Source organism: Microbacterium sp. NPDC057659 (genome assembly GCF_042799915.1).
Classification (GTDB): domain Bacteria; phylum Actinomycetota; class Actinomycetes; order Actinomycetales; family Microbacteriaceae; genus Microbacterium.
In genome coordinates this window covers 504,796-522,849 of the sequence record NZ_JBHVHU010000002.1, presented here as the reverse complement: position 1 = coordinate 522,849, position 18,054 = coordinate 504,796, and the positions used below count along the sequence as shown (strand labels likewise).

17 protein-coding genes are annotated in these 18,054 nt (G+C 69.8%); 9 read left to right on the top strand and 8 right to left on the bottom strand.

The window, feature by feature from the left end:
• Nucleotides 1-14: 14 nt before the first annotated feature.
• The 7 genes from cofE to ACFVAE_RS11065 all read right to left on the bottom strand — a co-directional run bounded on the left by cofE (nt 15) and on the right by ACFVAE_RS11065 (nt 8,950).
• The gene (cofE, locus tag ACFVAE_RS11095) at nt 15-845 is read right to left on the bottom strand and encodes a coenzyme F420-0:L-glutamate ligase (protein ID WP_378891760.1); all 831 of its coding nucleotides are present in this window, start codon (nt 843-845) and stop codon (nt 15-17) included.
• Complete coding sequence (locus tag ACFVAE_RS11090) at nt 842-1,834, bottom strand: TIGR03557 family F420-dependent LLM class oxidoreductase (protein WP_378891758.1); 993 nt, start codon at nt 1,832-1,834, stop codon at nt 842-844. The genes cofE and ACFVAE_RS11090 overlap by 4 nt, the downstream gene beginning before the upstream one ends.
• 118 nt (nt 1,835-1,952) lie before the next feature.
• Nucleotides 1,953-3,842, bottom strand: coding sequence for an ABC transporter permease (locus ACFVAE_RS11085; protein ID WP_378891755.1), 1,890 nt, complete (start codon nt 3,840-3,842; stop codon nt 1,953-1,955).
• 2 nt (nt 3,843-3,844) lie between these two features.
• Nucleotides 3,845-5,020, bottom strand: coding sequence for an ABC transporter substrate-binding protein (locus ACFVAE_RS11080; RefSeq protein WP_378891752.1), 1,176 nt, complete (start codon nt 5,018-5,020; stop codon nt 3,845-3,847).
• A 62-nt stretch (nt 5,021-5,082) separates the two neighbouring features.
• Nucleotides 5,083-6,252, bottom strand: a complete 1,170-nt coding sequence (locus ACFVAE_RS11075) for an ABC transporter ATP-binding protein (RefSeq protein ID WP_378891749.1) — start codon at nt 6,250-6,252, stop codon at nt 5,083-5,085.
• A 1-nt stretch (nt 6,253) separates the two neighbouring features.
• Nucleotides 6,254-7,864, bottom strand: a complete 1,611-nt coding sequence (locus ACFVAE_RS11070; RefSeq protein ID WP_378891746.1) for an LVIVD repeat-containing protein — start codon at nt 7,862-7,864, stop codon at nt 6,254-6,256.
• A 129-nt stretch (nt 7,865-7,993) separates the two neighbouring features.
• Nucleotides 7,994-8,950 carry a LysR substrate-binding domain-containing protein gene (locus ACFVAE_RS11065; RefSeq protein WP_378891744.1) on the bottom strand — a complete coding sequence of 319 codons (957 nt, stop codon included), beginning with the start codon at nt 8,948-8,950 and terminating at the stop codon, nt 7,994-7,996.
• 83 nt (nt 8,951-9,033) lie between these two features.
• On the opposite strand from ACFVAE_RS11065, the gene ACFVAE_RS11060 reads away from it, so the two are divergent.
• The 9 genes from ACFVAE_RS11060 to kynU are packed head-to-tail and all read left to right on the top strand — an operon-like array spanning nt 9,034 to nt 17,312.
• Nucleotides 9,034-10,542, top strand: coding sequence for a 2-hydroxymuconic semialdehyde dehydrogenase (locus ACFVAE_RS11060; RefSeq protein WP_378891741.1), 1,509 nt, complete (start codon nt 9,034-9,036; stop codon nt 10,540-10,542).
• Nucleotides 10,539-11,342 (top strand): 2-keto-4-pentenoate hydratase, encoded by an 804-nt coding sequence (locus ACFVAE_RS11055; protein WP_378891738.1) that lies wholly within the window; start codon nt 10,539-10,541, stop codon nt 11,340-11,342. The genes ACFVAE_RS11060 and ACFVAE_RS11055 overlap by 4 nt, the downstream gene beginning before the upstream one ends.
• Nucleotides 11,339-12,268, top strand: a complete 930-nt coding sequence (locus ACFVAE_RS11050) for an acetaldehyde dehydrogenase (acetylating) (RefSeq protein ID WP_378891735.1) — start codon at nt 11,339-11,341, stop codon at nt 12,266-12,268. The genes ACFVAE_RS11055 and ACFVAE_RS11050 overlap by 4 nt, the downstream gene beginning before the upstream one ends.
• Nucleotides 12,265-13,296: a 4-hydroxy-2-oxovalerate aldolase gene (dmpG, locus tag ACFVAE_RS11045; protein WP_378891732.1), complete on the top strand. Its 1,032-nt coding sequence runs from the start codon at nt 12,265-12,267 to the stop codon at nt 13,294-13,296. Before ACFVAE_RS11050 ends, dmpG begins: the two co-directional genes overlap by 4 nt.
• Nucleotides 13,293-14,051, top strand: coding sequence for a 2-keto-4-pentenoate hydratase (locus ACFVAE_RS11040; protein WP_378891730.1), 759 nt, complete (start codon nt 13,293-13,295; stop codon nt 14,049-14,051). Before dmpG ends, ACFVAE_RS11040 begins: the two co-directional genes overlap by 4 nt.
• Nucleotides 14,048-14,488, top strand: coding sequence for a RidA family protein (locus ACFVAE_RS11035; protein WP_378891727.1), 441 nt, complete (start codon nt 14,048-14,050; stop codon nt 14,486-14,488). The genes ACFVAE_RS11040 and ACFVAE_RS11035 overlap by 4 nt, the downstream gene beginning before the upstream one ends.
• Complete coding sequence (locus ACFVAE_RS11030; protein ID WP_378891724.1) at nt 14,485-15,009, top strand: 3-hydroxyanthranilate 3,4-dioxygenase; 525 nt, start codon at nt 14,485-14,487, stop codon at nt 15,007-15,009. Before ACFVAE_RS11035 ends, ACFVAE_RS11030 begins: the two co-directional genes overlap by 4 nt.
• Before the next feature lie 6 nt (nt 15,010-15,015).
• On the top strand, nt 15,016-16,038 hold the full coding sequence (locus ACFVAE_RS11025) for an amidohydrolase family protein (RefSeq protein ID WP_378891721.1): 1,023 nt from the start codon (nt 15,016-15,018) through the stop codon (nt 16,036-16,038).
• Nucleotides 16,038-17,312 carry a kynureninase gene (gene kynU, locus ACFVAE_RS11020; RefSeq protein WP_378891718.1) on the top strand — a complete coding sequence of 425 codons (1,275 nt, stop codon included), beginning with the start codon at nt 16,038-16,040 and terminating at the stop codon, nt 17,310-17,312. Before ACFVAE_RS11025 ends, kynU begins: the two co-directional genes overlap by 1 nt.
• A gap of 23 nt (nt 17,313-17,335) precedes the next feature.
• Here the strand turns inward: kynU and ACFVAE_RS11015 are convergent, their stop codons facing one another.
• Nucleotides 17,336-18,043: a GntR family transcriptional regulator gene (locus ACFVAE_RS11015; protein WP_378891716.1), complete on the bottom strand. Its 708-nt coding sequence runs from the start codon at nt 18,041-18,043 to the stop codon at nt 17,336-17,338.
• Between the last annotated feature and the right edge of the window lie 11 nt (nt 18,044-18,054).

The following is an 18,054-nucleotide window of genomic DNA, read 5'->3' as shown; positions in this document are numbered from 1 at the left end:
GGTTCTCCTTCGGATCATCGGACGCCGGCGGCGCCGGCATCCGGTCGTTGCGCCGCACCAGCGGCGAAGCCCTCTCGATATCCCTCGCGGCGGCCCTGCGCCATGCCGGCTCGGCGCCCCTCGGCCAGAGCCTCGTCGGTGCCGAGCCGGAACATGTCGTCCGGGCCGATGCGCACGATCGAGGCCGCGCCGGGCAGATCGAGATCGCCCACCAGGTCGCCGCGGCCGCGGACGACTGCGACCGGCATCCCGCTCGCCTTGCCCTTGACCAGGTCGGCCGCGGCGGCGAGCTCGTCGGCGACGCACGGCATGGTGACGCTGAGCGCCTTGCCCCCGTTGTCGACGGTGCCGCGCAGGTCGGCGATGACGTGCACTCCCCCGGCGCCGATCGCGACGTCGGTCTGCCCCACCCGCCACGGGCGGCCCAGGGTGTCGCTGAGCAGCACCCCGACCCGGCGTCCTGTGGCCTCGCGCAGCCGCGCTGCGAGAGCACGGCACGAGGCATCCGGATCGACGGGCAGCAGCAGGATCCAGCCGTCCGGCGTGTTGCTGGCGTCGACGCCCGCGGCGGCCGACACCATGCCGAGCCGGTTCTGCACGATCCGCATGGTGTGCCCGTCACGGGTGCGGGATGCCACAACGCGCACCGTCTCGGCGGTGATCGCGTCCTCCCGGTCGGCGGCCCGCACATAGCGGTTCTCGGCCTTCGAGACGATCTTCGAGGTCACGACCAGGATGTCACCGTCCTCCAGCTCGACCCCGGTGCCGAGGATCAGCTCGGCGAGGTCGTCGCCGGGGCGCACCTCGCCGATGCCGGACAGGGCGAAGACACTCAGCCCGTTCATGCGTGCACCTTGGGGAGCACGTCGCGGCCGAAGACCTCGAGCCACTCGCTCTGGTTCGGCCCGACGTTGTGCAGGTAGATGTGGGTGAAACCGAGATCCGCATAGCGCTGCAGTGCGGCACGGTGCACGTCGGGGTCTGCGGAGATCAGCATGCCCGCGCGAATGTCCTCCGCGGTGACCCCGCGCACGAGCTGCTCGAAGTCGTAGGGAGAGCGCACATCGCCACGACGCATCCGCACTCCGGCGATCGGCCAGCCGTCCAGGGCGTTGCGCAGCGCCTCCTCCTCGGTCGGCGCCCACGACAGCGGCACCTGCAGCACCCGCGGCATCCCCTCCGGATCGCGTCCTCCGTCGCGGGCACCCTCGGCGAACCGGCGCAGCAGCGGGACCAGGCGCTCCTCGTCGGCGGCGACCGTGATCAGCCCGTCCGCATTGCGCCCGGCCCGGCGCGCCGTGATCGGCCCGGCGGTGGCGACATACACCGGCGGCGCGGTGGGCGGCATGGTCCACAGCCGGCTGCTCTCCAGCCGGAAGTGCTCACCGTGGTGCCGGATGTCGCGTCCGGAGATGGATGCCGCGAACAGGCGGCGGATGATGTCGATGGCCTCGAACATGCGGTCGATGCGCTCGGCGGGCTCCGGCCAGTACTGCCCGGTGATGTGCTCGTTGAGCGCCTCCCCCGAGCCCACGCCCAGCCAGGCGCGGTCCGGGTACAGCGTCGCGAGGGTAGCGGCCGCCTGCGCGACCACCGCGGGGTGCGCCCGCGCACCGGGAGTGGTGACGCCGGGGCCGAGCGGACCCCTGGTGTGCGCGCCGATCGCGCCGAGCATCGTCCACACGTGCGCTGCGGTGCGATGTCTCGGCAGCCAGGGCTGGAAATGGTCGGTCGCCATCACCCCGGTGAAGCCGTTGGCCTCGGCGGCGACGCAGTTCTCGATCACGGCGGCCGGGGCCACCTGTTCCAGCATCGCGGCATATCCGATCTTCATCGCCACCTCCTCACCGAATTCTTCCCTGTGCGCGGACGTCGGGCACCGTTCCAGTCAAATGGATACTGGATCCAAAAGTCAAGACAGGAGCAGAGACGCCGAGCTCCCAGGATGCGTCTCAGCGAACCCGAGCCCGGGCACGACGCTTCGCGACCGCGATCGTCACGGTGGCGGAAGGGTCCTCCCCGCCACCGCCCGGAGCCGCGGACAGCGGCGTCAGGTCGGGCGCGGCGACCGCCTTGCGCGCCCGTCCGATCGCCCTCCGCGCCAGCAACCACTGCAGCCCGTAGCCGATCGCGAACACCATCAGCGTGAAGATCAGCGCCATCGCGGCGCCCTGATCGGGCGCGTACAGCTGCGCCGAGCGGGGGTTGATCATCGCGTAGATGTACATGGACAGCGGCCGGGTCTCGGGCACCGCGAGGAAGGCCGGCAGCGTGAACTCATTGGTGCCCAGGATGAACATCTGGATCCACACCGCCATCACGGTCGGCATCAGCAGCGGCCCGACCACCCGGCGGAATCCGGTGAGCTGGCTGGCGCCGCTGACCAGCGCCGCCTCCTCCAGCTCCGGCCGGATCTGCAGCGTCGCGCTGTACGACGAGCGGTAGGCGATCGACACCCGGTACGAGTACGCGATGATCAGCGCGATCAGCGTGCCCGCCAGCGGGATGTAGGGGTTCAGGACCATGAAGGTGAGGAACATCGCGAAACCGGCGATCGTCGCGGGGATCGCCACCGACGACGACGCGAACAGGTCGGCCGCCTTCACCCAGGGCGTCTTCCGGCTGCGGGCGATGCCGTAGGCGAACACCGTCGCCACGACCACGGCCAGGGTCGCACTGCCGCCGGCGATCACCACGGTGCGGCCCAGAGCGACCCAGAAGTCCGGGTCGGCCAGCACGGTGCCGAAGGCCGCGAAGCTGGTGCGGTTCAGCATCGCGTCGAACGAGAACGCCACCGGATAGGGAGTGATGGCGCCCCACAGCAGCGCCAGCAGGGGCAGGATCGCGGTGAGCAGGATGAAGATCGTCACCAGGATCATCGACGGGATCTTCCAGCCGCCCATCCTCATGGTCGAGGGGCGGAAGCCCTTGCCCGAGACGGATGCCCGCCGCTCGGCGTTCCTGGTCGCGCGCAGGTAGACCGCGAAGGCGATCGTGGTGATCACGAGGAACACCAGACCCCAGGCGGCAGCGAGACCGTACTGCGGCAACTGCCCCGAGCTGGAGCTGATCAGGGTCCACAGCTTGAGGGAGAAGATGTTCTTGCCGGACTCCTGCCCGAACAGCAGCGGCACCTCCAGGCTGCCCAGCCCGAGGATGAAGGTGAGCACCGTGACGCCCAGCAGCCCGGGCCACAGCATCGGCAGCGTCACCCGGCGCAGCGTCTTCGGCCAGGACGCCCCCGACACTCGCGCGGACTCCTCGAGCGAGCCGTCCATGTTGGTGAGGATCGGCACCATCATCAGGAACGGGAAGGTCACGTTGGTCAGCGACTGGATGAAGATCAGCGACCCGAACGAGTACGGATCGATCGGCACGTCGCCGGTGAACGGCAGCAGCCGGAGCAGCTGATTGAGCACGCCCGACTCCGGCGAGAGCATCAGCAGGTAGGCCTGGGCCTTGACGATCGGCGGGATGATGTACGGCACGATCACCAGCACCGAGATGAGGCGCCGCACCGGGGCATCCGTCCTGACCGTGATCCAGGCCAGGCCGAAGGCCATCAGCAGACTCAGCACAGTCGACCCGCCGACGAAGGCGCCGGTCGCGCCGAGCACGCCCCAGAAGTCCTCGCGGAGCTCCCAGAGGGTGATGAAGTTCGTGACGCCCCACTGCGCGGAGGAGACGCCGAACGGCAGGAACGGGCCGCGGAACGCCGTGATGATCTGCACGATCAGCGGCAGCCCGAGCAGAAGGAAGATCACCGTGCCCGCGATGATCATCGCGATCTTCATCGAGGTGGGGCGCGTCCTCGGCGCCGCGGTCCGTCCTGCCTTGAACATCGTTATCCGTTCAGCGCCTTGTCGGCGGCGTTGATCATGTCGTTCCACTTGTCACGGGTGTCCTGCGTCTCGGTCTCGGCGCCGTTCTTCAGGCCGAGCAGCAGGGCGTCGGCGTTGGTCTTCATCAGACCGGTCGCCTCGTCGAACGTCTTGGTCGGCAGGCCCGCGAACGGCACCTGCGTGCTGGCGAACCGCTCATCGGTCATGCGCAGCTTGATCCAGTCGGGGTCGAACGCGTTCCACAGCACCCAGAGGGCGGCCGCCGACTTGTTCTTCGCCTCGGTGTTGACACCCGAGAACTGGGCGAAGACGCCGGAGTGCTCGAACGGCGCCACCTTCAGCGATGGGTTCGGGTTGAACAGCGTCTGGTTCAGCGCGATCGGCACGTCGCCGCTCGACAGCGGCGCGCCCTGGTCCTCGAGCAGCTTCAGGTTGCCCGACGACTTCAGGTCGCCGATGAGCTTCTCCATCTTGCCCTGGCCCTCGGCCATGCCGTAGCCGGCGAACACGATGGCGTTGTACCCGGCGACCGAGACCTGGCCCTTGTACTTCGGGTCGAGCAGGCCGTCCAGGCTGTCCGGCACGGACTCCACCTTGTCGGTGTTGTACTGCATCAGGGTGCCGTTGATGCTGTCCGGCATGAGCTCGGGGGCGCCGACGGTGAAGAACTCCTTCGGCACGCCGTAGCTCTGCCAGTCGATCTTCTCCCAGAAGCCCTCGTCGTACATGGCGGTCATCGAGGTGATCGAACCCGACACCACGTCGGTGTTGCGGGCACCGGTCGCCTTGGCCGAGATGATGCCGGACGACAGGTTGTAGGTCATGCCGCGGGTCTCGACCTTGATGTCAGGGAAGCGCTTGTTGAACTCGGCGATCACCTCGGGGGCGAGCTCGTACCAGTCCCAGATGACGAGCTTTCCGCCGTCGGTCTTCTTCGCCTCCTCGTAGAGCTTGTCCAGCTGCTTGTCGATGCCCGGCCAGTAGTCCTCGTAGAAGTTCTCGCAGCGCGTGAACGCGCCGACCTCGACGGCGTCGCACGTGGCGGATGCCTCGACGTCGCCCTTCAGATCGCTTCCCTTGCCGGCGTCGTTCGACGACCCGCAGCCGGTGAGGGTGACCGCGAACGCCGTGACCAGCGCGGCGGCCCCCAGGGCCGTCTTCGTTGCAGTTCTCTTCATGGTTCTGATGTCCTCTCTGACATCGTTCGGGTGTGTGTTGCGGGATGGTGCTCTGTGCAGGGTCAGTCGGTCAGCACACGACAGGCGTGCGGCGCGAGTTCGAGGAAGACCCGGTCCCCCTCGCGCGGGCTGTTCAGCGGCGCGCCGCGGCCGACGATGCGGCCGACGACGTCGTCGCCCGAGCGCACCTCGGTCTCGTACTCGACCATCTCGCCGAGGAACTCGACGCGTACGACCTGCGCGGCGACGACGTTCGGCCGCTCGACCTCGGAGGCGTGCCAGCGCAGGCTCTCCGGGCGGAACGTGAGCGTGACTTCGTCGCCGGCGCCGACGCCGTCGGGCACGGGGGTGGTCAGCCGGGTGCCCAGGGCCTCGACCGAGGCATCCGCGGCGCCGTCGACCTCGCGCACGACGGCGGGGATCATGTTCACCCGCCCGACGAAGTCGGCGACGAAGCGATCGGCGGGCTGGTCGTACAGCTCGCGGGGCGCCGCCTCCTGCACGATCCGGCCGCCGTTCATGACGGCGACCCGATCCGACATCGACAGCGCCTCGGACTGGTCGTGCGTGACGTACAGGGCGCTGATGCCGAGTGAGCGCTGCAGGCTGCGCAGCTCGTTGCGCATCGTGTCGCGCAGCTTGGCGTCGAGGTTCGACAGCGGCTCGTCGAGCAGCAGCAGGCGCGGCCGGTGCGCCAGCGCACGCGCCAGCGCCAGCCGCTGCTGCTGCCCACCGGACAGCGCCGTGGCCGGACGCTGCGCGAGGTGATCCAGCTGCACGAGCTCGAGCGCCTCCATGGCGCGCTTGCGGGCCTCCTGCTTCGGGATGCGGGTGCTCGACACCTGCAGCGGGAACACGGCGTTGGCGAACACGGTCATGTGCGGCCAGATCGCGTAGTTCTGGAACACCATGCCGATGTCCCGCTTGTCGGGGCTGACGTGCACGGTGCCGGTCGAGATGGTCATCCCGTCCAGCGAGATCACCCCGCCGTTGCTCTTCTCCAGACCCGCCACGCAGCGCAGGGTGGTCGTCTTGCCGCATCCCGACGGTCCGAGCAGCGAGTAGAACGTGCCGGGCTCGATCGTGAAGGTGACGTCCTTCACGACCGGCACGGGTGCACCGTCGAGCTCGTAGTCCTTCTTCAGGGCGTCGACCACGAGCCGGCCTCCGGCGGTGGCATCAGACGTCTTCACGGACTCTCCCTTCACGGCGGTCTCGAGCATGACGGTCATGTCACGCTCCGGCGGGCAGCCCGACGACGGGCTCGCCCAGCAGAGAGGTCGACACCGCGTAGATGCCGTGGTTCGCGAACAGCCAGATGATGTTGCGGTCCCACTCGACGAAGATGCCGTGCACGGGCGCGGCCATGTCGTCGTCCTCCTTCAGGCCCATCGGCGGCACGAAGTACGCGCCGACCTTCGGGTTCTCGGGGTCACGGACGTCGAAGATCTGCAGCCCGCCGGCGTAGAAGGCGTAGGGGATGACGTTCCCGTGCGGCGTGCCGGTGTTGGTGAAGTAGCCGGAGCGCTTCGGCCCGAACGAGCCGCGGCGCTGCGCGTAGTCGGTGAACTTCGCACCCGCCGGCGGGACCGGGCGGGGCAGCGTGCGCACCACGCGCGGGTTCGTCGGGTCGCTGACATCGATCTGGTAGATCTCCTTGGCGGGCTCGTAGCAGTCGGTGTTCATCGGGTAGCCCGAGACGTAGACGTAGCCGGTCTCCTCGACCTGGGTCGTGTCGACGTTGTCGCCCTCGGTGCCCGCGACGCTCACCGGCAGGTGGCACCAGCCGACGTGGTGGATGTTCGCCGGGTCGCTGACGTCGAGCACGAAGAAGCCCTGTCCGCCCTGGGCGGCGTAGGCGTGCCTGTAGCCGGACTCCACCGAGCGGGGCATGAACACGCCCATGCGCGAGCCGAACCAGGAGGTCTTGTTGTTCCAGCGCTCGTTGGTGGCGAGGTACTCGGAGTCGGTCTCCTCACCGGCGCGCGAGCCCGGCACCCACCAGGTCGAGAGCAGCTCGGGCTTGGCGGGGTCGGAGACGTCGTAGGCGGCGTGGCCGGCGGTCCACAGCGTGGTCTTGTAGGGCTGGTTCGTGAAGGTGTTGTCGGGCGCGGTGGCGACGAACAGGTACTTGTCGCCGTAGTACACCGGCAGGTCGAGCACGCCGTTGCCCTCCTGGATCTCGTCCGGCCCGTGGTTCGGGTCGGTGGAGACCTCGGTCAGCACGGTCCAGTCACGCGGGCTCGGTCCGTTCATCTCATAGGTGCGGAACCCGCGCAGGCCCTCCCACTCCTTGAGCTGACCCTCGACGGTGTCATCGATCCACTTGTTGGCGACGCGCCCCTTGAGGAAGTAGCGCGGCGTCTCACTGGCCTGCACAGCGATGTGCGTGCCGAGTCGCTCGTTGTACTGCACCGTGACCGCACCGAACTCGGGCCGCGGGTCCCCCCATCCCCACTGCTCCTCGTCGACGATCGTCAGCGCACGAGGATCGGTGATGTCGTAGAGCTTCCAGTGGTTGCCGCCGCCGTAGTGCAGCATGTAGCGCTTGCCGTCGAAGTCGTAGATGCACTGCCAGGAGTGACTGGTGTTGACCACGATCGGATAGAAGGCCTCGGCCTTCGCGTTCAGGGTGTAGGTCTCCTGGTCGTAGTGCTCGAGCTGGCCGGGCCAGTCGACGAAGACGTCACGGGGGACGGACGGCGTGTGCGCGGGCGGCAGGAAGGTGCCGTCGGGCTGCATGCCCCACGAGGAGGGGTCCGGGTCGGACGGTTCTCCTTCGACTCGCTGGAAGTCCTCGGGACGGTACTTCTTCGCGTTCGGCACGTAGGGTGAGCCGGCCATGTCGCCTCCATTGGCTGATTCGGGTGGGGTTCGTCACGACGTCGTGTCGTCCCCTCAGCGTCGTCCGGAGGTAGCGATGCTGTCCAATATCCATATCGGTCACAGCCATGACCGAATGGGCATACCGGCTCAGCGCATGGGCTGCGAGTACTCCCGCTCCAGCTCGGCGATGCGAGCGCCCTCCTCCCGCAGGTGGGCGAGCAGCGCGGCAGCAGCGGATGACGGTGCGCGGTCCTTCGGCATGGTGACGCCGACGGCCCGGCGGATCGAGCTGAGGGGGGTGGGGAGCAGGCTCAGCTCGCGGTCATCCGTGGCGATGAACATCGGCAGCGCCGCGATCACGTCGGTGTTCACGAGCAGGTTGCGCAGCGTGAGCATCGAGGTGCACTCCACGCGGTCGGGCGGCAGTGGCAGACCCTCGTGGAAGAACACGGCCTCGAGCTCGGCGCGCAGTGCGGTCTGCGCGACCGGGAAGATCCACGGGTACGCGAGCAGCTCGGCCAGCGACGCGGCCTTGACCGTGCCGACCACCGGATGCCCGGCCCTGGCCACCAGGCGGATCGGCTCGTGATGCAGCCGCTCCTGCTCCAGCCTGCCCGGCACCGTCGGCGAGAGCCTCCCCACCGTGAGGTCGAGGTCACCGCTCAGCAGCAGCTGCTGCAGGTGGTCGGGTGTGCCCTCGCGCACCACCACCGTCAGACGCGGATGCTCGCGCTTCAGCCCGGCGATGGCCCGCGGCAGCAGCAGGTTGGAGCCGGCCAGGTGGGTGCCGACGGTCACGGTGCCGAGTTGCCCGGACTGCAGCAGCCGCACCTCCTCCCCCGCCGCGCGCAGCTCGGCGAGCACCGAGCGGGCGCGTTCGATGAAGGCCACACCGTACTCCGTGGGCACCACGCCGCGGGGCATCCGCTCGAAGAGAGGAACGCCGAGCACCTCCTCCAGCTCGCGCAGTCCGCGGGTCACGACGGGCTGGGTGATGTGCAGCGCCTCGGCGGCGCGGACGAGGGTGCCGGCGTCGGCGACGGCGGTGACGAGGACGAGGTGCCGGATCTTCACCCGGCCGTCCAGGATGTGATCGGCGGCCATGACGGTGACTATAGCCGTATGGGCATGGCAACTCATCAAGAGAGTATTTGTCGGCATCCCTCGCCGGTTCCTAGCCTGAGCACATGGCCCCCGAGACGATGACGCCTCCCCTCCCCGCCGCCGAGCGCAGCGGGAACCCGCGAGCGATCCGCAACATGATCGCCGGCGAGCCGGTCGACGGCATCCGCACGTTCCTCAAGGTGAACCCGGTCGACGGAAGCGTCATCGGCGAGGTGCACGAGGCCGGCGCCGAGCAGGTCGACCGCGCGGTCGCCGCCGCGCGCGCCGCCTTCGACGGCCCCTGGGGACGGATGCCGGTAGCCGAGCGCGCCCGGCTGCTGCGCCGTGTCGCCGACGCGATCGACCGTCGCGCAGATGAGCTGGTCGCCGCGGAGGTCGGCGACACCGGCAAGCCGGAGACGCTGGCCCGCGACCTCGACGTCGCCCGCGCCGCCGCGAACTTCCGCTCGTTCGCCGACACGGTCTCCACCGCCGGACTCGACTCGTACCTCACCGATCTGCCCGACGGACGGCATGCGCTGAACTACGCCGTGCGCAAGCCGCTCGGCGTCGTCGCCGTGATCGTGCCGTGGAACCTGCCGCTGCTCCTGCTCACCTGGAAGCTCGCACCGGCGCTGGCCACGGGCAACACCGTGGTGATCAAGCCCTCGGAGGAGACGCCGTCGTCGGCGACGCTGCTCGCCGAGATCCTCGCCGAGGCCGGCGTGCCCGCCGGCGTGGTCAACGTCGTGCACGGATTCGGCACCGACTCCGCGGGCGAGATGCTCACCCGGCATCCGGGCATCGACGGCGTGACCTTCACCGGTGAGTCTTCGACCGGTTCGGCGATCATGCGCGCCGTGGCGCCGCGGGTGCGCCCTGTGTCGTTCGAGCTGGGCGGCAAGAACGCGGCCGTCGTCTTCGCCGATGCCGACCTCGACGCCGCGATCGCCGGCCTCGCCCGCTCCACCTACCTGAACACCGGGCAGGTGTGCCTGTGCACCGAGCGCATCTACGTGCAGCGCGCGATCTTCGACGACGTGGCGGCCGGCCTCGCCGAGCAGGCCTCCCGCCTCCGCCTCGGCCGCCCGGAGAACCCGGCGACCACCACCGGTCCGCTGATCTCGCAGGCCCACCGCGAGAAGGTGCAGTCGTACCTGAGGCTGGCCGTCGAGGAGGGCGCGACCGTGCTCGCCGGCGGTGGCGTCCCCACCCTGGGCGACGGTCTCGACGGCGGCTCCTGGATCGAGCCGACCCTGTGGGCGGGGCTCGACAACTCGCACCGCGTGGTGCGCGAGGAGGTGTTCGGCCCCGTCGCCGCCCTCATCCCGTTCGACACCGAGGACGAGGCCGTCGCGCTCGCGAACGACACCGACTACGGCCTCGCCGCGGTGACCTGGACCACCGACCTCAGCCGCGGCCACCGCGTCGCGCAGCGCATGAACGTCGGCATGTCCTGGGTGAACACCTGGTACCTGCGCGATCTGCGCAGCCCGTTCGGCGGCGTCGGTCTCTCCGGCATCGGCCGAGAGGGCGGCACCCACTCGCTGGACTTCTACACCGAGCCGACGAACGTGTGCGTGCAGCTGTGAGCGGCGCATCCGCGATCGACCAGGCGGCCGCACGGCTGCGCGCGGCCTCCGGCTCCGGCACGCCGTGCGCCCCGGTGCGCGACCTGCTCGGCGAGACGGATCAGGATGCCGCCTACGCGGCGCAGTCCGTGGAGACCGATCGCCGCATCGCGGCCGGTGCGCGCGTCGCGGGCCGCAAGATCGGCCTCACCTCGCCGTCGGTGCAGGCGCAGTTCGACGTGTACTCGCCGGACTACGGGGTGCTCTTCGACGACATGATCGCCGCCGATCGCGAGCCTCTCGACCTCGGCCGCTTCCTGCAGCCGCGGGTCGAGGCCGAGGTCGCCTTCGTGCTGGGCCGCGACCTTGACTCCCCCACTGCGAACGTCGCGGACGTGCTGCGCGCGACCGAGTTCGTGCTGCCGGCGATCGAGGTCGTCGACTCGCGCATCGCCGGATGGGACATCCGCATCACCGACACGATCGCCGACAACGCCTCCAGCGGAGCCGTGGTGCTCGGCACCACGCCCCGATCGCTGGACGGCTTCGACCTGACCGCGCTCGGGATGAGCCTGGACCACGACGGCGAACCGGTGTCGACCGGGTCCGGCGCCGCCTGCCTGGGCAGCCCGGTGATCGCGGTCGCCTGGCTCGCACGCGCGGTCGCCAGGCACGGCCGGCCGCTGCGCGCGGGCGAGATCATCCTGTCCGGGGCGCTGGGTCCCATGGTCGCGGCAGCCGCCGGTGTGTACCGCGCCCGCCTCGACGGCCTCGGCGAGGTGCGCGCGGACTTCATCCCCTCGGAAAGGACGGCGGCATGAGCGTCGGCGTGGCGATCATCGGTTCCGGCAACATCGGAACCGACCTGCTGATCAAGATCAAGAGGCTGTCCGACACGCTCCGCGTGGTGGCGATGGTCGGCATCGACGAGGCCTCCGACGGCCTCGCCCGCGCACGCCGGCTCGGCGTCGCGACGACCCACGAGGGCGTCGAGGGGCTGCTGCGGATGCCGGAGTTCGACGACGTCGCCCTGGTCTTCGACGCCACTTCGGCAGGCGCGCATGCCCGCAACGACGCCCTGATGCGCGAGCACGGCCTTCTGATGGTCGACCTGACGCCCGCCGCGATCGGCCCCTACGTCGTGCCGGTGGTGAACATCGACGAGCATCGCGACGCCTCGAACGTGAACATGGTCACCTGCGGCGGGCAGGCGACCGTGCCGATCGTCGCCGCCGTGTCCCGCGTCGCCGCTGTGGCCTACGCCGAGATCGTGGCGTCCATCGCCTCGAAGTCGGCGGGACCCGGCACCCGGGCCAACATCGACGAGTTCACCGAGACCACCGCCCGCGCGATCGAGCAGGTCGGCGGTGCAGGCCGCGGCAAGGCGATCATCGTGCTGAACCCGGCCGAGCCCCCGCTGATGATGCGTGACACGGTGCTCTGCCTGGTGGAGGGCGACGTGGACGAAGACGCGGTGCGCGACTCGATCGAGCGGATGGTCACGGATGTCGGCGACTACGTCGGCGGGTACCGCCTGAAGCAGCAGGTGCAGTTCGATGCCGTCGACCACGCTTACGTGCCCGCGCTGGACCGCCCGTTCCGCGGGACGAAGGTCACCGTGCTGCTCGAGGTCGAGGGCGCCGGACACTACCTGCCGGAGTACGCCGGCAACCTCGACATCATGACCAGTGCGGCGCTGCGCACCGCGGAGCACCTGGTCGCGACCCGGACGGAGGCGGCGGCATGAAGGTCTACGTACAGGATGTGACCCTGCGCGACGGGATGCACGCCGTCGGGCACAGCTACTCGCTGAACGACGTGCGCGCGATCGCCGGCGCACTGGATGCTGCGGGGGTCGACGCGATCGAGGTGGCCCATGGCGACGGCCTGGGCGGCTCGAGCGTCACCTACGGTCACGGCGCCGCCACCGACCTGCAGTGGATCGAGGCCGCGGCATCCGTCGTGAAGAACGCGAAGCTGACGACGCTGATCCTGCCCGGCATCGGCACCATCGACGACCTCGAGCGGGCCCGTGACCTCGGCGTGCAGAGCGTGCGCGTCGCCACGCACTGCACCGAGGCGGACGTCTCGGCTCAGCACATCACCTGGGCGCGCGAGCACGGCATGGACGTGTCGGGCTTCCTGATGATGAGCCACATGAACGACCCCCGGCCGCTCGCCGCGCAGGCCGGGCTGATGGAGTCCTACGGCGCGCACTGCGTGTACGTCACCGACTCCGGCGGCCGGCTGACCATGAGGGATGTCGCCGACCGCGTGGACGCCTACCGCGAGGTGCTGCGTCCGGAGACGCAGATCGGCATCCACGCGCACGAGAACCTGTCGCTGTCGGTGGCGAACTCGGTCACCGCCGTCGAGCACGGCGTGTACCGCGTCGACGCCTCCCTCGCCGGGCAGGGCGCAGGGGCGGGCAACTGCCCGATCGAGCCGTTCATCGCCGTGGCGAACCTGCTCGGCTGGGAGCACGGCTGCGATCTGTTCGCCCTGCAGGATGCCGCGGAGGAGCTCATCCGTCCGCTGCAGACCCGCCCGGTGCGGGTCGACCGCGAGACCCTCACCCTCGGCTTCGCCGGGGTGTACTCCAGCTTCCTGCTGCACTCCGAGCGCGCCGCGCAGCGGTACGGCCTCGACACCCGCGACATCCTGGTCGAGCTCGGCCGGCGCCGGATGGTCGGCGGCCAGGAGGACCTCATCGTCGACGTCGCGCTGGATCTGGTCGCGGCACGTGACGGTGCCGCAGAGAACGGTGCGGCATGAGCACGGAGCTCGCGGCTCTCGCCGCACGTCTCGACGGCGCCCAGCAGGATGCCGCGGCGATCGAGCAGCTCTCCGCCGGCGGCGCTCTCGACCTCTCCGACGCCTACGCCGTGCAGCACGCGCTGCTGACCCGCCGGATCTCGCGTGGCGAGCGGGCCGTCGGCCTGAAGCTGGGCTTCACCAGCCGCGCCAAGGCCGTGCAGATGGGCGTCGACGACATCATCCTCGGCAGTCTGACGGACGGGATGCGCATCTCCGACGGCGGTGCCTTCGACCCGGCATCCGCCATCCATCCCCGGATCGAGCCCGAGGTCGCGTACCTGCTCGACCCCGAGGATCCCACGCGCGTGACGGCGGTCGCGCCGGCGCTCGAGATCATCGACTCGCGCTACCGCGACTTCCGCTTCGACCTGTCCGACGTGGTCGCCGACAACACCTCCGCCTGCGCGTTCGTGATCGGCGAGTGGCGCGATCCGGCCGAGGTCGGGCCTCTCGGCAATCGCGCGGTGCTGCTCGAGATCGACGGACGCCTGGTGCAGACCGGATCCACCGCAGCGATCCTCGGCGACCCGGCGCGCGCTCCTCAGGCCGCGCTGCGGCTGGCATCCGCTCAGGGTTTCCCGGCGCACGCCGGCGGCATCCTGCTCGCCGGTGCCGCGACCGCCGCGGTCGAGGTGCCCGCACAGGGCGTCGTCGAGGCGACGATCACCGGGCTCGGCCGGGTGTCGGTACGGATCGAGAGGAGCATCCGATGAGCGAGGGCGTCATGGTCACCGGCAAGGCGACCCCGCGCGGGCGGTTCCCGCACGCCAAGGTCGCGGGGGCGATGGTTTTCGTCTCGGGCACCTCGAGCCGCCGTCCGGACAACACGATCGCCGGCGCGGACGCCGACGAGTTCGGAGCCACCAGACTGGACATCGCCGTGCAGACCCGCGCGGTGATCGAGAACATCCGCGAGATCCTCGCCGCCACCGGCTGCGGCCTGGAGGATCTCGTGCAGACGACCGCGTTCCTGGTCGACATGAACGACTTCGCCGAGTACAACGCCGTCTGGGCGGAGTACTTCGACGAGCAGGGCCCGGCACGCACGACGGTAGCCGTGCACCAGCTGCCGCACCCGCACCTGCGCATCGAGATCCAGGCGATCGCGATGCGTCCGCAGAACCCCGTTGTACTCAAGGAGGAGAAATGACCACCATCCCACCCGTCATCGATTTCCCGGCGTGGATCAAGGAGAACGAGCACCTGCTCCAGCCTCCGGTGAACAACAAGCAGGCGTTCATCCCGATGAACGACTTCATCGTTCAGGTCGTCGGCGGCCCGAACCAGCGCACCGACTTCCACTTCGACCCCTACGAGGAGTGGTTCTACCAGTACAAGGGCAACATGCACGTCAACATCCAGACGGATGAGGGCCTGAAGCGCATCGACATCCGCGAGGGCGAGATGTGGCTGCTGCCCGGCAACGTGTTCCACTCCCCGCAGCGCCCCGAGGCCGGCTCGATCGGCATCGTCATCGAGCGCATCCGCGAGGAAGGCACGCTGGAGAAGTTCGCCTGGTTCTGCCCGGAGTGCAACACCAAGGTGCACGAGGTCGAGCTGCAGGTGCGCGACATCGTCGAGGACCTGCCGCCGGTGTTCACAGCGTTCTACGAGAGCGAAGAGGGCCGCACCTGCCCGAGCTGCGGCGCCATCCACCCCGGCAAGGGCTGAACCGAGTTGGGCACGATCGACGTCCACACGCACTTCGTGCCGGATTCCTGGCCCGACCTGTCCGCGCAGGTCGGGCCGGGCCTCTGGCCGACGCTCCGTGTGGACTCCGAGCGCGAGGCGATGATCATGCTCGGCGAGACCGAATTCCGCCGCATCGGCATCGAGTGCTGGGATGCGCAGACCCGGCTCGCCGACATGGATGCCGACGGCGTGGACATGCAGGTCGTCTCTCCGACACCGCTGTTCTTCTCCTACGACAAGACCGGCGACGAGGCCGTGAAGGTCGCCCGCATCTTCAACGACCTCGCACTGGAGATCTGCGCACCCGCCCGTGACCGGCTCATCCCGTTCGCGCAGGTTCCGCTGCAGAATCCGGATGCCGCGTGCGCCGAGGCCGACCGGGCCATGGCCTCCGGCCACGCCGGCGTCGAGATCGGGAACCACGTCGGCGACCGCGACCTCGACGACGAGGGCACGGTGACGTTCCTGCAGCACTGCGCGGACTCCGGCATCCCGGTGTTCGTGCACCCCTGGGACATGCCTGGCTCGCCGCGACTGGACCGCTGGATGGCCCGCTGGCTGACCGGCATGCCGGCCGAGACGCACCTGTCGATCATCGCGATGATCCTCGGCGGGGTGTTCGACCGTGTTCCGCCGACGCTGCGGCTCGCGTTCGCGCACGGCGGCGGGTCGTTCGCGTTCTGGCTCGGCCGTTTCGAGAACGCCTGGCAGCAGCGCCCGGATGTCATCGGCGTCAGTGAGCGCCCGCCGGCGGAGTACCTCGACCGGTTCAGCGTCGACTCCGTCGTCTTCGACCCGAATGCGCTGCGGATGCTGGTGGACACCCTCGGCGCGAGCCAGGTGATGGTCGGCAGCGACTACCCCTACCCGCTCGGCGAGCGTCCGGTGGGCGGCGTGGTGGAGCGCGCCGAGTTCCTCGACGACATGCAGCGGCACGCCATCCGCCGCGGCAACGCCCTGCGATTCCTGAATCTGCACGCCGACGTCCTGAGTGAGAGGACCCCGTGATGACCACGACCGACACCCGCCCAGCGATCGACCGGGGCACCTGCGAGGCGCTGGACGCCGCCGACCCGCTGGCGCAGTTCCGCGAGCGGTTCGACCTTCCCGAGGGCGTCGTCTATCTGGACGGCAACTCGCTGGGGGCGCTGCCGCGCGACACCCCGGAGTTCGTGCAGCACGTGATCCGCGAGGAGTGGGGCACCGGCCTCATCCGCAGCTGGAACGATGCCGGCTGGTTCGACAAGCCGCAGGCGGTCGGAGATCTGGTGGCCCCGATCGTCGGTGCGGGCGCCGGTGAGGTGGTGCTGGGCGACTCGACCTCAGCCAGCCTTTTCCAAGCCGTCGTCGCGGCCGCCAGGCTTCGGCCCGGCCGGCGCACGATCGCGGCCGAGCGCGGCAACTTCCCCACCGACCTGTACATGCTCGAGAGCGTTCAGGAGCTGCTCGGCGGCGCGGAGCCGCGGCAGCGCCGGCTGATCGCCGACGACGGTCCGACCCTCGACGAGGTGCTCGACGACGACGTGGCGGTGGTCGTGCTCACGCACGTCGACTACCGCACGGGGCGGATGCACGACATGGCCGAGGTCACCCGCAGGGTGCACGCCGCCGGCGCGCTGGTCGTGTGGGACCTCTGTCACAGCGCCGGCGCGGTGCCTGTGGACCTGCGCGGCGCCGACGCGGACTTCGCCGTCGGATGCACCTACAAGTACCTCAACGGCGGGCCGGGTTCGCCGTCGTTCATCTGGGCGGCGCGGCAGCATCAGGCGGATGCCCGGCCAGCGCTGACCGGATGGCACGGACACGCCAGGCCGTTCGACTTCACCGTCGGCTACGCGCCCGCCGCGGGCATCACGCGGTTCCGCGTCGGCACACCCCAGCTGCTCTCGGTCGCCGGTCTCGAGGCGTCGCTGCGCATGTGGGCCGAGGTCGACATGGCGGAGGTGCGCGAGAAGAGCCTGCGGCTCACCGAGCTGTTCATCGCGCTCGTGGACGCCCGACTCAGCCCGCACTGGGACGTCGAGGTGGTGACGCCCCGGGAGTCCGCACGGCGCGGCAGCCAGGTGTCGCTGCGAGTCTCCGACGGCTATCCGATCATGCAGGCGCTGATCGAACGCGGCGTGATCGGCGACTTCCGCGCCCCTGATCTGATCCGGTTCGGATTCACGCCGCTGTACACGTCGCACGCCGACGTGTGGGACGCGATCGCAGCGCTCGAAGACATCCTGCGCACCGAGGTGTGGCGCGAGCCGCGGTTCTCACAGCGGGGTGCGGTGACCTGATCACCCGGGCGTGCTCGCCCTGCTCACTCCACGCCGAGGAGGGCGAGCACGCCGTCGCGGACGTGGTCGAGGTGGTGCGCCAGCACAGCATCCGCCTTCTCGGCGTCACCGGTCGCGACCACCTCGACGAGCTCCTCGTGCGAGTGCCGGTGCCCCTCGGTCGAGACCATCCGCCAGCCCAGCACGTAGCGGCCGAGCTTCAGGCGCAGCTGCTCGATCAGCTCCCACTGCAGCGGTCGCGCCGCCGAGTCGTACAGCGTCGCGTAGAACTCGGAGCGCGCCTCGACGAACGCACCGCCCTCCGACGTCGCGTCGGCCTCTGCGGCCAGCTCACGCAGTCGCGCGATGCGCTCGGGAGTCATCTCGGCCATCGCCAGGCGCAGCGCCTCGCGCTCGAGCACCGAGCGCAGGTGGTAGACCTCTGTGGCCTCCTGCACCGTCAGCGCGCGGACCATCGCGCCGCGGCGGGCGTGGAACTCGACCAGGCCGTCGGCCTCGAGCTGGATCAGCGCCGAGCGGATCGGCAGCCGCGAGATGCCGATGGTGTCGGCCAGCGTCTCCTGGCGCAGCTTGGTGCCGGGAGGCAGGGTGCCGTCGAGGATGCCCTCCCGGATGATGTCGTAGGCCATCTCGCCGACCGAGCGGTAGCCCGCACCGTGACGGCGGGCGATCTGCTGCAGCGCGTCGGCGCGCTCCTGAGGGGACGAACCGGAATCTGCGGATGTGGCCATGCTCAGAGCGT

Excerpts from the sequence above, each read along its gene's own strand:
- cofE (WP_378891760.1), bottom strand. The coding sequence starts at position 845 with ATGAACGGGCTGAGTGTCTTCGCCCTGTCCGGCATCGGCGAGGTGCGC.
- ACFVAE_RS11090 (WP_378891758.1), bottom strand. The coding sequence starts at position 1,834 with ATGAAGATCGGATATGCCGCGATGCTGGAACAGGTGGCCCCGGCCGCC.
- ACFVAE_RS11085 (WP_378891755.1), bottom strand. The coding sequence starts at position 3,842 with ATGTTCAAGGCAGGACGGACCGCGGCGCCGAGGACGCGCCCCACCTCG.
- ACFVAE_RS11080 (WP_378891752.1), bottom strand. The coding sequence starts at position 5,020 with ATGAAGAGAACTGCAACGAAGACGGCCCTGGGGGCCGCCGCGCTGGTC.
- ACFVAE_RS11075 (WP_378891749.1), bottom strand. The coding sequence starts at position 6,252 with ATGACCGTCATGCTCGAGACCGCCGTGAAGGGAGAGTCCGTGAAGACG.
- ACFVAE_RS11070 (WP_378891746.1), bottom strand. The coding sequence starts at position 7,864 with ATGGCCGGCTCACCCTACGTGCCGAACGCGAAGAAGTACCGTCCCGAG.
- ACFVAE_RS11065 (WP_378891744.1), bottom strand. The coding sequence starts at position 8,950 with ATGGCCGCCGATCACATCCTGGACGGCCGGGTGAAGATCCGGCACCTC.
- ACFVAE_RS11060 (WP_378891741.1), top strand. The coding sequence starts at position 9,034 with ATGGCCCCCGAGACGATGACGCCTCCCCTCCCCGCCGCCGAGCGCAGC.
- ACFVAE_RS11050 (WP_378891735.1), top strand. The coding sequence starts at position 11,339 with ATGAGCGTCGGCGTGGCGATCATCGGTTCCGGCAACATCGGAACCGAC.
- dmpG (WP_378891732.1), top strand. The coding sequence starts at position 12,265 with ATGAAGGTCTACGTACAGGATGTGACCCTGCGCGACGGGATGCACGCC.
- ACFVAE_RS11040 (WP_378891730.1), top strand. The coding sequence starts at position 13,293 with ATGAGCACGGAGCTCGCGGCTCTCGCCGCACGTCTCGACGGCGCCCAG.
- ACFVAE_RS11035 (WP_378891727.1), top strand. The coding sequence starts at position 14,048 with ATGAGCGAGGGCGTCATGGTCACCGGCAAGGCGACCCCGCGCGGGCGG.
- ACFVAE_RS11030 (WP_378891724.1), top strand. The coding sequence starts at position 14,485 with ATGACCACCATCCCACCCGTCATCGATTTCCCGGCGTGGATCAAGGAG.
- kynU (WP_378891718.1), top strand. The coding sequence starts at position 16,038 with ATGACCACGACCGACACCCGCCCAGCGATCGACCGGGGCACCTGCGAG.
- ACFVAE_RS11015 (WP_378891716.1), bottom strand. The coding sequence starts at position 18,043 with ATGGCCACATCCGCAGATTCCGGTTCGTCCCCTCAGGAGCGCGCCGAC.